Below are 12,751 nucleotides of genomic sequence, written 5' to 3' on the forward strand. Positions count from 1 at the left end.
AGATGTGTATAAGGGACAGCGGGGGGCGGCGTGCGGAGGTTCACGCGCCGGTTCCCACCGCGAGCACCTTCGCCTCCACCCCCGGGTCGAGGCCCTTGCTCGTCCGGTCCGGGCGCTGCGGCGCGACACCGCCGATGCCGCCCAGCCAGTTCCAGGTGTCCGCCACGGTCTCCTCGACGGGCCGGCAGACCAGGCCGGCCCCGACCGCCCGGGAGACGTCCGCGCTGTGCAGGGCGTCGTGCAGGTCGCTGCCCGGCGGCACCCACACCGGCAATTGCGTCCACGGCTCGATGCCCGCCTCCAGGATCACCCCGGGCTCGGTCCAGCGGAGCTCGGCCGCACCGCCCGTGACCCGCGCGCACGCCTCGAGGAACGTCCCCATCGTGGCGTGCCCCTGCGGGCTCACCAGGGTGTACGGCCCGCTCAGCTTCTGCTTCGCCGCGCCGAGGATCCACTCCGACAGGTCCCGGACGTCGACGTACTGCAGGGGGAGGTCCCGCGGTCCCGGCGCCAGGACCGGCCCACCGCGGGACATCCGGGTCAGCCACCACGGGAGGCGGCCGACGTTCTCGTACGGACCGAGGATCAGCCCGGCCCGGACCAGCAGCGAACGGTCCGCGCCGAAGGACGCGACGGCGGCCAGCTCGCCGCCCCGCTTGTCCCGGGCGTAGTCGGTCTGCTCCGCGTCGGCCGACGCCCCCTCCACCACGGGCGCGTCCTCGGTGTACCCGGCGGGCGGCGCCCACGCGTACACCGAGCAGCTCGACACGTACACGTACCGGCCGGCGCGGCCCCGCAGCAGCCGCGCCGTGTCCCACACCGCGCTCGGCGCCGCCGACCACGTGTCGACGACGACGTCCCACTCACCCGGGTCGTCCGCCAGGGCGGAGAGACCGCCGGGCACGGTGCGGTCACCGAGCAGCGACCGCGCGCCCGGCGGGGCCTCGTGCCGCCCCCGGTGGAAGACGGTCACCTCCCAGCCCCGGCCCAGCGCCGCCTCCACGACGGCCCGCCCCACGAACTCCGTGCCACCCAGCATCAGAAGCCTCATGCCGGTGACTCTGCCCGGTCGGGCGAGGGGGCGGAACGGGGATCTGCTGTCAGCAGACGGTGCACCCCCGGTCGCCCGGGGGCGTCAGTGTCCCGTCGGCGGCACGTACGTGTAGCCGACGCGGCGCACCGTCCGGATCGTGTCGCGGTGCTCCACGCCCAGCTTGCGGCGCAGGCGGGCGACGTGGACGTCGACCGTGCGGCCGTCACCCACGTGCCCGTAGCCCCACACCGTGCCGACCAGCTGGTCGCGGGTGTGCACCCGGCCCGGGTGCGCCACCAGGTGCGCCAGCAGCTCGAACTCCAGGTACGTGAGGTCGAGGGGCCGCCCGGCCACCCGGGCGGTGCGCTGCGCGGTGTCGAGGCGGATCAGCGGCTCGCCGCCCGGCTCGGCAGCGGGCACCGGCCCGGCGACCTGCGGCAGGCCGGGCACCGCCACCGGGAACGGCGGCTGCTGGTCGGCCGGGACGAGCACCAGGTAACCGACCATCGGCGGCTGCCCCGGCAGCGTCGGCAGGGCGTGCGGGGGCGCCGGCAGCCAGGTGGCACCCGGCAGCAGGTCCGCGACCGTCACCACCTCGTCCCGGTCGACGGCACGCAGCCGGTGCCGGGAGCCGTGCGGCGCGGGGATGTCGAGTTGGGCGGCGGTGGACAGGGAACGAGAGGTCGCCATGAGAGGTCAGCTCTTTCGCGCGAGGAGTTCGTCGGGGAGGTCGACGGCCGCGATTCGTGGTCGGGCTCGCCGAGGGAGACGTACGCGGTTCGCGCCGGCCGAAGGCCTGGTGTACGGCGTCAGAGGGCCGGCGCGTTCATCGCGCGGCAACACACCCGGTCGAAGTCGTGGTCCTGGCGGGACGGCCAGAAGGGCTCGAGGTCATGACGACCCGTCGCGGTGCACTTCTGGTAGCCGGTCATGACTCCATTGAAGCAGAGCTGATCCCCGCTGGGGGACCCTCCTCTCACTGCTTGGACAACCCCCTGCCCGTCAGGGGCGGGAGGAACTGCGCGCCAAGCAACGACGGCGCGGCGGACGAAAGGGGGCGCCCACCGCGAACGGTGAGCGCCCCCTCAGGAGCCTGCGGGGCGGATCAGACCTGGCCGGCCTTCTCCAGCGCCGAGCAGCAGGTGTCGACGAGCAGACGCGTCACCACGTACGGGTCGACGTTGGCGTTCGGGCGGCGGTCCTCGATGTAGCCCTTGCCGTCCTTCTCCACCTGCCACGGGATACGGACCGAGGCACCGCGGTTGGAGACGCCGTAGGAGTACTCGTTCCACGGGGCGGTCTCGTGCAGGCCGGTGAGGCGGTCGTCGATGCCGGCGCCGTAGTTCTTGACGTGGTCGAGCGGCTTGGAGCCCTCGCCGAGCGACTCGGCCGCGGTGATGATCGCGTCGTAGCCCTCGCGCATCGCCTTGGTGGAGAAGTTGGTGTGCGCGCCGGCGCCGTTCCAGTCGCCCTTGACCGGCTTGGGGTCGAGGGTGGCGGCGACGTCGAAGTCCTCGGCGGTGCGGTAGAGCAGCCAGCGGGCCACCCACAGGTGGTCGGAGACCTCCAGCGGGGCGACCGGACCGACCTGGAACTCCCACTGGCCGGGCATGACCTCGGCGTTGATGCCGGAGATGGCGAGGCCGGCCTTCAGGCAGTTGTCCAGGTGCGCCTCGACGACGTCACGGCCGAAGATCTCGTCCGCGCCGACACCGCAGTAGTAGCCGCCCTGTGGGGCGGGGAAGCCACCCTTGGGGAAGCCGAGCGGGTAGCCGTCCTTGAAGAACGTGTACTCCTGCTCGATGCCGAAGATCGGCTCCTGCGCCGCGAACCTCTCCTCGACCTCGGCCAGCGCCGCACGGGTGTTGGTGGCGTGCGGGGTGAGGTCGATGTTCAGGACCTCGCACAGCACCAAGATGTCGTCGCCGCCGCGGATCGGGTCCGGGCAGGTGAAGACCGGGTTGAGGACGCAGTCCGAGGCGTGGCCCTCGGCCTGGTTGGTGGAGGACCCGTCGAAGCCCCAGATCGGCAGCGCGTCCAGACCGGCGGGGGAGCCCGGCATGATCTTCGTCTTGGAACGCAGTTTGGCCGTCGGCTCGGTGCCGTCGATCCAGATGTACTCAGCCTTGAAGGTCACGGGCCTCATCCTCGGGTGTGTCCGGGCGCGTATCGCGGGTGCTTGCGGCGCTGCGGCACTGGGGCGCCGCGTCTGCTGCCCGGCAGCCTGGCAACAGGCGATTTCCCGGCCATTGCTCGGATGTGAACCCCGTGTTACCGGGTGAGGCTGTGCCGTACTTCACGGCGAGAGGCCGCTCTGCGCCGGGCACCGGCTTCCCTCCGTCAAGCCGGTGCCCGGCGCCGCGCGGCCCGCACACGCCCGGTCCTGCTGCCCCTGGCCGGGGGCAGCAGGACCGGTGACACGTACGAGGTGGGCGGCCGAGGGGGTGGCCGCCGCCTCATCGGTTCACTGGGTCGTACGGCGTCACCCCACCTTCTCGATCAGGGCCCGGCGGATCAGGAACTTGCCGGGCTCACGGACCTGTTCGAAGGCCGCGTTGTTGAGCAGCGCACAGCTGCCGGAGACCGAAGTGACCTCCACCGTCGTGGACTTGTCGTTGTCCAGGTTGGTGACCTTCAGCTTCGTGCCGGCCGGGAACTGGTTGCTGGACGCGGCAGGCGCACCGCCCTCGCCGGAGAGCGTGACAGTGGAGCCGTTGCACACCTGCTGCCCGGAGGCGGCGGCACCGCCGCCGGTGTCTTCCGCGGGGGCGGACCCGGCCGGCTGCGAGGGCTGCGCCGGGGCTGCCGGGTCCGAGGGCTGTGCCGACTGGGCGGGCTGCGACGGCTGTGCGGTCTGGGAGTCCTGAGCCGACTCCCCGACGGCGCATCCCGACGCCTCCTGCTTCCGCTTGATCTCCGCGACGACCGCCTCGCGGTTGGCGATCCGCGCCTCGGACTGCGCGTCCGGGTCGGCCCGCTGGTCGGCGATGAACTTCTGGTTGTTGCCGAGGGCGGTGGCGAGACCCAGGCAGACCGTCGACTCCGACGCCGACTTGGGGGTCGGCGCGGCGTTCGACGTGCTCGCCATGGCGAAGGCCCCGCCCCCCGCCACGGTCGCCGCGCTCACCAGCAGCGCGATCTTCTTCTTCGTGCCGAGAGTTCTCCTACGCGACATGCGCGCCTCCTGAAGAGGTAGGGGAGCGTACGCCGCTATGTACGAGATACCGAACGAGGTTACTCAGCGGTTACAGGAGTCACCGAAGTGACCTGTGCCACAGGCGGGTCGGCGGCTCGCCGGTGCGTCAGCGCGACAGGGCGTCCCGTACGGCCTCGTCGGTGCGGCCGACCACCGCCGTTCCGTCGTCCGCGGTGATGATCGGGCGCTGGATCAGCTTCGGGTGCTCCGCGAGCGCCGTGATCCAGCGGTCGCGCGAACCGGCGTCCCGCGGCCACTCCTTGAGGCCGAGGTCCTTGGCGTCGGCCTCCTGGGTACGGGTGATGTCCCAGGGTTCGAGACCGAGGCGGTCGAGCACCCCCCGGATCTCGTCCTCGCTCGGCACGTCCTCCAGGTAGCGGCGGACGGTGTATTCGGCACCCTCGGCGTCGAGCAGCGTCAGGGCGCTGCGGCACTTCGAACACGCGGGGTTGATCCAGATCTCCATGAGCACACGGTACGCGCCGACCGTCTTGTTCGATTTCCTGATGCCTCACCCGTACCTCCCGGACCTGCTGTGACGCGACGCCAATTCCCTTCCTCACCTGGGGGTTTGTGGCTCCTTGTGAACTCCCCGTTGTCAGTGCCGGGCGGTAGACTGTAAGCAGTGTTCGAGGGTGGCGCCGGGGATGCCGACGTCTTCGGTGAGCCGCCCGACCGCGACAGGAGGATGCCTGTGCCCGCTGCCGCCCTGAAGTCGAAGCCGTTGCCCACCCAGTCCACCGCGAAGCGTCCCGTCCTGCTCGACCTGCCGTACGCGCCCGTGGAGAAGCGACCGCTGCCGCCGGGCCGGCCCCGCCAGTGGTACGTGACGCACAACCGCCGCCTCAAGGCGATGCGCCTCGCCATCGCCCTGCTCGACTCGGGCGTCTACATGCCGAACCAGGCCCGCAACGAGACGATCCGCGACACGGCGGAGCAGATCGGAGTCCACCCGCCGTCGGACACGACGTGCCACATGGTGCGGGCGTTCATGCGGTACGCCCGCTGAGCCGCTCCGCTTCGAGCGCCGGGCGCCCCGAACGACGGGGCGTCCGGTGCTCGTTCATGCCGCCCGGCCCGCCGAGGCGGCGCGAGCAGGGGGTACGTCACCGGAGGAGGCGGCAAGCCCCCGCGTGCGTGAGGGGCGGGAGGCGCGGCGGGAGGCCCTGGCCCGGGATGCGGACCGAACGCACGGCAGGAAGCCCTGGCGTGCGTCACGTGCGGGAGGCGCGGGAAGAAGTCCTGGAGTTGGTCACGTGCGGGAGGCCCGCGGGGCCCGGTCAGGGGAGCTGCTCGACGAGCTCGACCTGCCCTCGGCGCTGATGACCACCGGCTCGCACGGGCCGCACGTGATCGTGCCCGGGCGGGGGAGGCCCGCCGCCCGTCCCGGACGTCGGCCGGCCGACCGGTGCTCGGGCGGGCCGCCGCCCCTCAGCCCTGCGTCAGCTCCTTCTCCAGCGGCGTGCGGAAGCGCGGGCCCCGACCGGCCCGCCGCCTCAGGCGTACCGCTCCATCAGCCCCTCCACATACGCCTCCAGGCGCTCGCCCAGCACCCGCGGCGTCAGATCGGTCCGGCCCAGCTCCCGCCAGGGTCCCGCCAGCTTCGCCGCGGCGGGCACGTAGGCCAGGGCGTCGAGCAGCCGCCAGTACAGATGCTCCGCGCCGTCGGCCAGGCGCCGCCCGCCCCGGGCCTCGTAGCGCTCCCGGAAACCGAGGCCGTACTCGGGTCCGTGCAGCAGCGCCAGAGCGGTGGAACAGTGGGCGACGTCCAGGTCGGCAGGCCCCCACGAGGTCTCCACCCACTCGACGACACCACTGACCCGGAGGTTGGCCCCCGAACCCGTGAACAGGACGTTCCCCGGGTGGAAGTCCCGGTGCAGGAAGCAGCCGTCATACGGCGGCGGATCGCGGCGGATGACGTCCACGGCCCGCTCCCACCCCGTAGGGACCGCCGCCGGAGAGGTCCACGCCTGGTACGCACGCGGACGCTCCCGGGGAACGATCCGGTGGATGCGGGCCAGCTGACCCGCCAGCAGGTCCAGCCGCGGGCCGAGTTCCTCCTCGTCGACCCGGACCCGCCCCGGCAGCACGGGCATCAGCAGGGACGGATGGTCGCAGTGCTCGCCGGTCGCGTCGACACCGATCAGCTCGGCGGCCGGTACCTCCTCCTGCTCCGCCAGCAGTGTGAGGATCTCGGCCTCGCGGGCCAGCAGCCCGGGCGCGTGCCGCCGGAAGAAGGGCTTCACGAAGGTCCGCAGCGCCAGCTCGGTGCCGTCGTCGAGGGTGAGCCGCCGCATCTGGGCGCTCCAGCCACCGGTCAGAAAGGCCGACTTCTCGATCGTCCGGCCCTCCGGGAGCTGCTTGGCCACCCATGCGCGGGTCGCCGTCCAGCCCTGTTCGCCGAGTCCGGTCAGGACGGCGGTGACGAACTCCCTCCGGTCGTCGGGGTGATCACGGAACCACAAACCCAACCGGTGCCCCGAGTCCGGGAGTTCCCGGTGGGTGAACTGGGAGCGACGGGCCAGCGCCTCGGAGAACGCCTCCGTCACGGCGGGCGGGATGACCTCGTCCGTGCCCGGCGTCACGAGCACCGCCCGTCCCTCGAAAGCACGCAGGACGTCGAGCGCGGGGGCGGCGTGCCAGCTCCCGGGCGTGCGGATGATCTCGCTGAACCGCCCGCCACCCGTGCCGAACGGCACGTCCCACGCCTCGGCCGCGTACACCGCCGGCGCGCACAGCCCCAGGGCCGCCACCCGCTCCCCGTAGTGCCGTACGAGATCCGCGACCGTCTGGCCGCTCATGCTGAACCCGGCCAGCACCAGCGGCGCGTCCACGCGCGCGTGGGCGTCGATGACGGAGACGGCCTGTTCGAAGCGGCGGCTCAGGCTCAGCTCCCGCAGCAGGCCGGTGCTCTCCCCGTGCCCCGAGAAGTCGAAGGCGAGGGCGTGACAGCCGTGCCCGGCGAACTCCGCCAGCAGCGGCATCAGCCGCGCCTTGTTTCCGTTGCCCGCGCCGTGCAGCAGGACGACCGTGGCCCGGGCCGGCTCACCGCCGCCGCCGGTGACCAGCCCGCTGAGCTGTTCGCCGCCGACGACGTGGGTGAAAGGGATCAGCTCACTCATACGGCCATTCACTCACGCGGCCCGGACCCATGAAGGGCGTTCAAAGCCCTGGCCCACGAGGGCGCTCACAGCCCTGGCGCCCCCCACACCGGGAACCAGCGGCTCAGGTCCGGCTCCAGGCGCAGATCACCGGAGAGCGCGGCTCGCACCTGGAGTTCGAGCGGGTGGTCGCGCCGCTGCGTGCCGTCCGGCAGGGGCGCGAAGGGGTAGAACGTGCCGCGCTTGTAGAGGTAGACCAGTGCGAGCCGCCGACCGGATGGATCCTCGAAACCCGCCAGGCTGCACAGCAGTTGGGGTCCGAACCCGTTGGCCTCCAGCTGGCTGTTCACGGCGTGCAGGTCGTTCACGAGCGCGGGGAGCCGGTCGGGGGAGCGGCGCGAGACGAGCCAGGTGTAGCCGTAGTCGTCCCGCCGCAGCTCCACCGGCGGGCCATCGCGGTCGGTGTCGGCGTCCAGCAGGTCCTGCACCTCCCGGTGGGACTGCTCGAAGGCCGCGCCCTCGACGGTGGCGAAGCACACCGCGCCGTGCCCGGTCGGCGTGAAGCCCGTGGCGGCCTCCAGCGTCACGGCCGCCGAGGGCAGCGCGAAGAGCCGGTCGAGATCCGCCCCGACCGGTTTCGTCCGGCCGAGCAGGATGTCCAGCAGCCCCATGCGTCGGTCACCTCCCTCCGGGCGCCGTCGGCCCGCCCAGCTCGGCGGAGATCCGGCCCAGCTGGTCGAGCCGCTGCTCCAGGCTCGGGTGGGTCGAGAAGAGCCGTGCGATGCCGGGCTCGCGGCCCAGCGCCGGCGTGAAGTAGAAGGCGTTGAAGGCCTGGGCCGTGCGCAGATCCCTGGCCGGGATGCGGGCGATGTCGCCGGAGACCTTGGTGAGCGCGGAGGCCAGCGCCGAGGGCCGGCCGGTGAGCAGCGCGGCGGCTCGGTCCGCGGCCAGTTCCCGGTACCGGGACAGGGCCCGGATCAGCAGGAAGCTGATCGCGTAGACGGCCGCCGAGACACCCATCACGGCGGCGAAGACCGCAGCCGTGTTCTGGTCCCGCCGGCCCCCGCCGAACAGCTGCGAGTAGAAGGCGAACCGCACGATCAGCCCCGCGATCACCCCGAGGAACGACGCGACGGTGATCACGGCGACGTCCTTGTGCGCCACGTGCGACAGCTCGTGCGCGAGCACGCCCTCCAGCTCGGCCGGCTCCAGCCGCCGCAGCAGCCCGGTCGTCACACACACCACCGCGTGATCGGGATTCCGCCCCGTCGCGAACGCGTTCGGCATGTCCATCTCCGACACGGCGACCACCGGCCCCGGCATGTCGGCCAGCGCGCACAGCCGGTCGATCACCGCGTACAGCTCGGGATACTCCTCCCGCCGCACGACCCGCCCGCGCATGGCGTACAGCGCGATCCGGTCGGAGAACCAGTACTGAGCGCCGAGCAGCGCCGCCGCGATCACCACGACCAGCACCCACGATCTCAGCAGCACGATCAACGCTGCGACGAACCCCACGTACAACAATCCGAGCAGGAACAGCGTGATCCCCATTCGGGTGGTCAGTCGCCGATCGCTCTGGAAGCGGCTGTGCATCTGCATCACCCCGCAGTCACGCACTCGTCCCACCGCCAGTGTGCACCCGGTGCTCCCCATGAACGGGTCGTGATCACCCCCGGGGCCGGCAAAGGCCGTCAGCCGTCGGCGGTCACCGCGTAGCCGGGCACCGACGGCCACCGCACCGTCAGCACGACCGACTCCTCCTCCGCACGCCACGAGTGATCGACGCCACGCCCCCACACGACGTAGTCCCCCTGCCGCTCCAGCAGCACGCTGCGCCCGGGCAGTGCGACCCGGAAACGCCCGCTGACCAGGACCAGGAGCGCTGTCCGTTCCTCACCCCGCACCCACCGCGAGCGCTCGTCGCCGCGCGGGTGCACACCCCACTTGATCTCCACCGCCCCGCTGTGGCGCGGATCCCCGGCGTCCTTGAAGTGCCCGAGGAGCCACCCCCGGTCCAGAGCGGCGTCCTGGCCCGCGTTGCCCACATACACGCTGTCGTCCACGGCGCCGGACGCTAGCAGCCGCCGGCCCTAGTAGGGAGCGCGGAAGTTGATGTACCCGAGCAGTACGATCACCGCCGCCACGCAGCCCAGCACCACCGCGGTCGAGATCCACGAGGAGCGGCGGCGGGAGCCGACGTGCTCCGGGCCGGCCCGGAACGGCACGGGCCCGGGTGGGTTGTGCTTCCAGCGGGAGGCGAGCATACGGGCCCGGGCCGAGGGCTCCTTGTGCTCGGCTCCGTCCGCCCATCTGAGGTCGAACTCCCGCTGCTGGTCGCCCTGTTCGTGCTCCGGCATGTCTGCTCCACCCCCGTGTGGTCCTGACCCAAGAATAGAACAAACGCCCGCGCCCCCGCTGCCGGAACAGCAGCGGGGGCGCGGGCGTCAATGCCTGGATCAGGCGTCGATCACACGTCGAAGTACAGCTCGAACTCGTGCGGGTGCGGACGCAGCTGCAGCGGCGCGATCTCGTTGGCGCGCTTGAAGTCGATCCACGTCTCGATCAGGTCCGGGGTGAACACGTCGCCCTGGAGCAGGAACTCGTGGTCGGCCTCCAGGCGGTCCAGGACCGCGCCGAGGGAGGTCGGGACCTGGGCGACGTTCGCGTGCTCCTCGGGAGCCAGCTCGTACAGGTCCTTGTCGATCGGCTCGGCCGGCTCGATCTTGTTCTTGATGCCGTCCAGGCCGGCCAGCAGCAGCGCCGAGAAGGCCAGGTACGGGTTGCCGGAGGCGTCGGGCGCGCGGAACTCGACGCGCTTGGCCTTCGGGTTCGAGCCCGTGATCGGGATACGCATCGCGGCGGAGCGGTTGCGCTGCGAGTACACCAGGTTCACCGGCGCCTCGAAGCCCGGCACCAGGCGGTGGTACGAGTTCACCGTCGGGTTGGTGAAGGCCAGCAGCGACGGGGCGTGCTTGAGGATGCCGCCGATGTAGTAGCGGGCGGTGTCCGACAGGCCCGCGTAACCGGCCTCGTCGTAGAAGAGCGGGGAGCCGCCCGTCCACAGGGACTGGTGGACGTGCATGCCCGAGCCGTTGTCACCGAAGATCGGCTTCGGCATGAAGGTCGCGGTCTTGCCGTTCTTCCACGCCACGTTCTTCACGATGTACTTGAAGAGCTGGAGGTCGTCGGCGGCGGCGAGCAGCGTGTTGAACTTGTAGTTGATCTCGGCCTGGCCGGCGGTGCCCACCTCGTGGTGCTGGCGCTCGACCTGCAGGCCGGCGCGGTTCAGCTCCAGGGAGATCTCGGCGCGCAGGTCGGCGAAGTGGTCGACCGGCGGGACCGGGAAGTAGCCGCCCTTGTAGCGGACCTTGTAACCACGGTTGTCCTCCAGGGCGCCGGTGTTCCAGGCGCCGGCCTCGGAGTCGATGTGGTAGAAGGACTCGTTCGCGCTGGTCGCGAAGCGGACGGAGTCGAAGACGTAGAACTCCGCCTCGGGACCGAAGTACGCCGTGTCGGCGATGCCGGTCGACGCGAGGTAGGCCTCGGCCTTCTTCGCCACGTTGCGCGGGTCGCGGGAGTACTGCTCGCCCGTGATCGGGTCGTGGATGAAGAAGTTGATGTTCAGCGTCTTGTCACGGCGGAACGGGTCGACCCGGGCGGTCGAGAGGTCCGCGCGCAGCGCCATGTCGGACTCGTGAATGGCCTGGAAGCCCCGGATCGAGGAGCCGTCGAAGGCCAGCTCCTCGTCAGCGTCGAACGCCTCCGCAGGCACCGTGAAGTGCTGCATCACGCCCGGGAGGTCGCAGAACCGGACGTCTACGAACTTGACATCCTCGTCCGCGATGTACTTCTTGGCCTCGTCGGCGTTCTGGAACATCCAGCTCCTCCTACTCCCGACCGTCCCGCCGGGGTGGTAGTTCGTTCGTGCGGCCAGTGCGGGTGGCACACGCTGACCTCGACCCTAGGGACGCGTGGTTTCTCGGGCGTGACTCATTTGTTTCGCACAAGTTAACCGGCTCACCCACCACCGTAGCCCGGACACACCCCGCCGTGCCCTGGTCATTTACGGGCGCAGTACCGTGGACGGGTGGACAACAGGCAAGCACTCGGATCGTGGCTTTCCGGGCCCCGCGCGGCCGCGGAAGAGGCCGGTGTCGACTTCGGATACCGGGGCGAGCAGCTCGGTCTGCCCGAGGAGGGACCCGGCTCGATCGCCCGCCCGGGCCGCCGGCTCGGCGCCCTCGCGGTCGACTGGGGCCTGTGCCTCCTGATCGCATACGGTCTCATCACGCAGAGCTACAACGAGGCGGCCCAGATCTGGGCGCCGCTCATCATGTTCGGGCTGATGGTCCTCACGGTCGGTACGGTCGGCTTCACCCCGGGCAAGCGCCTGCTCGGCCTGCGGGTGCTCGCCCTGGACACCGGCCGGGTCAGCCCGTGGCGCGGCGCGCTGCGCACCGTCCTGCTCTTCCTCGCGATCCCCGCCCTGATCTGGGACCGCGACGGCCGCGGCCTGCACGACCGGCTGGCCGGCACGGTCGAGGTCCGCATCTGACCCGGACCGGCACGAAGACATGAACGAGGGGCGCCCGGGTGATCCGGGCGCCCCTCGTTCATGTCGTGTGCGGGGTGTCAGCGAGTCTTCGGCCCGCCCTTCGGCAGCCGCATGCCCTTCGGCATCGGCCCCTTCGGCAGCGGCATGTTGCTCATCAGGTCACCGAGGGCGCGCAGCCGGTCGTTGGTGGCCGTGACCTGCGGGCCGGTCAGTACGCGCGGGAGCTTCAGCATGGTCGTCCGCAGCTTCTTCAGCTCGACCTGGCCCTCGCCCGTGCCCACGACCAGGTCGTGCACGGGGACGTCCGCGACGATGCGGTTCATCTTCCGCTTCTCGGCGGCCAGCAGGGTCTTCACCCGGTTCGGGTTGCCCTCGGCGATCAGCACGACGCCGGCCTTGCCGACCGCGCGGTGCACCACGTCCTGGTTGCGGTTCATCGCCACCGCGGGGGTCGTCGTCCAGCCTCGGCCGATGTTGTCGAGCACCGCCGCCGCGGCGCCGGGCTGTCCCTCCATCTGCCCGAAGGCGGCCCGCTCGGCCCGGCGCCCGAACACGATCGCCGACGCGAGGAAGGCGAGCAGGAGGCCCAGGATGCCGAGATAGATGGGGTGACCGATCAGGAAGCCGATCGCGAGGAAGACACCGAAGGTGACGATTCCGACTGCCGCGAGTACAAGGCCGATCTTCTTGTCGGCCTTGCGGGTCATCTTGTAGGTCAGAGCGATCTGCTTCAGTCGCCCGGGGTTCGCAGCGTCCGCTGCAGGTTCCTTCCTCGCCATGCCCCGCAGTCTACGTGCCCCCACAAGCGCCGACGACGGCAGTGCCCGCCTGGGCCCCTGGGGGAGGGCCGGGGGTCTGGGACG

Annotated in this window: 15 protein-coding genes; 2 read left to right on the forward strand and 13 right to left on the reverse strand. The window is 71.4% G+C overall.

From position 1 onward, the window contains the following. Positions 1–40: 40 nt before the first annotated feature. From C1J00_RS26180 to C1J00_RS26200, 6 genes are all read right to left on the reverse strand, one after another. Positions 41–1,051 (reverse strand): NAD-dependent epimerase/dehydratase family protein, encoded by a 1,011-nt coding sequence (locus C1J00_RS26180; RefSeq protein ID WP_180989709.1) that lies wholly within the window; start codon positions 1,049–1,051, stop codon positions 41–43. Positions 1,052–1,135: 84 nt separating this feature from the next. Further along, positions 1,136–1,723, reverse strand: a complete 588-nt coding sequence (locus C1J00_RS26185; protein WP_102911500.1) for a winged helix-turn-helix domain-containing protein — start codon at positions 1,721–1,723, stop codon at positions 1,136–1,138. Positions 1,724–1,842: 119 nt separating this feature from the next. Next, positions 1,843–1,965, reverse strand: coding sequence for a hypothetical protein (locus C1J00_RS47695; RefSeq protein ID WP_281262772.1), 123 nt, complete (start codon positions 1,963–1,965; stop codon positions 1,843–1,845). Between the two features lie 173 nt (positions 1,966–2,138). Continuing rightward, a complete protein-coding gene (glnII, locus tag C1J00_RS26190) occupies positions 2,139–3,170 on the reverse strand; it encodes a glutamine synthetase (RefSeq protein WP_102911501.1) in 1,032 nt (343 codons plus the stop codon). Between the two features lie 345 nt (positions 3,171–3,515). Beyond that, a complete protein-coding gene (locus C1J00_RS26195; protein ID WP_102911502.1) occupies positions 3,516–4,208 on the reverse strand; it encodes an SCO2207 family protein in 693 nt (230 codons plus the stop codon). A 127-nt stretch (positions 4,209–4,335) separates the two neighbouring features. Continuing rightward, a complete protein-coding gene (locus C1J00_RS26200) occupies positions 4,336–4,695 on the reverse strand; it encodes an arsenate reductase family protein (protein ID WP_102911503.1) in 360 nt (119 codons plus the stop codon). Between the two features lie 228 nt (positions 4,696–4,923). On the opposite strand from C1J00_RS26200, the gene C1J00_RS26205 reads away from it, so the two are divergent. Continuing rightward, positions 4,924–5,238, forward strand: a complete 315-nt coding sequence (locus tag C1J00_RS26205; protein ID WP_033312582.1) for a hypothetical protein — start codon at positions 4,924–4,926, stop codon at positions 5,236–5,238. A gap of 487 nt (positions 5,239–5,725) precedes the next feature. On the opposite strand, the gene C1J00_RS26210 is transcribed toward C1J00_RS26205, so the two are convergent. From C1J00_RS26210 to glnA, 6 genes are all read right to left on the reverse strand, one after another. Next, the gene (locus C1J00_RS26210; RefSeq protein WP_102911504.1) at positions 5,726–7,351 is read right to left on the reverse strand and encodes an alpha/beta fold hydrolase; all 1,626 of its coding nucleotides are present in this window, start codon (positions 7,349–7,351) and stop codon (positions 5,726–5,728) included. Between the two features lie 65 nt (positions 7,352–7,416). Continuing rightward, on the reverse strand, positions 7,417–8,001 hold the full coding sequence (gene pspAB / locus C1J00_RS26215; protein ID WP_102911505.1) for a PspA-associated protein PspAB: 585 nt from the start codon (positions 7,999–8,001) through the stop codon (positions 7,417–7,419). A 7-nt stretch (positions 8,002–8,008) separates the two neighbouring features. Beyond that, a complete protein-coding gene (gene htpX / locus C1J00_RS26220) occupies positions 8,009–8,926 on the reverse strand; it encodes a zinc metalloprotease HtpX (RefSeq protein ID WP_102911511.1) in 918 nt (305 codons plus the stop codon). Between the two features lie 98 nt (positions 8,927–9,024). Continuing rightward, a complete protein-coding gene (locus tag C1J00_RS26225; RefSeq protein WP_102911506.1) occupies positions 9,025–9,396 on the reverse strand; it encodes a cupin domain-containing protein in 372 nt (123 codons plus the stop codon). Between the two features lie 27 nt (positions 9,397–9,423). Further along, entirely contained in the window at positions 9,424–9,690 is a 267-nt protein-coding gene (locus tag C1J00_RS26230; protein ID WP_102911507.1) for an SCO2583/SCO2584 N-terminal domain-containing protein, read from the reverse strand. Positions 9,691–9,800: 110 nt separating this feature from the next. Beyond that, positions 9,801–11,210, reverse strand: a complete 1,410-nt coding sequence (gene glnA, locus C1J00_RS26235) for a type I glutamate--ammonia ligase (RefSeq protein WP_102911508.1) — start codon at positions 11,208–11,210, stop codon at positions 9,801–9,803. 210 nt (positions 11,211–11,420) lie between these two features. On the opposite strand from glnA, the gene C1J00_RS26240 reads away from it, so the two are divergent. Continuing rightward, positions 11,421–11,888, forward strand: a complete 468-nt coding sequence (locus tag C1J00_RS26240) for an RDD family protein (RefSeq protein WP_102911509.1) — start codon at positions 11,421–11,423, stop codon at positions 11,886–11,888. 77 nt (positions 11,889–11,965) lie between these two features. Here the strand turns inward: C1J00_RS26240 and C1J00_RS26245 are convergent, their stop codons facing one another. Beyond that, entirely contained in the window at positions 11,966–12,667 is a 702-nt protein-coding gene (locus C1J00_RS26245; RefSeq protein WP_102911510.1) for a DUF4191 domain-containing protein, read from the reverse strand. Positions 12,668–12,751: the final 84 nt, after the last annotated feature.

The organism is Streptomyces cahuitamycinicus (assembly GCF_002891435.1).
GTDB lineage: Bacteria > Actinomycetota > Actinomycetes > Streptomycetales > Streptomycetaceae > Streptomyces > Streptomyces cahuitamycinicus.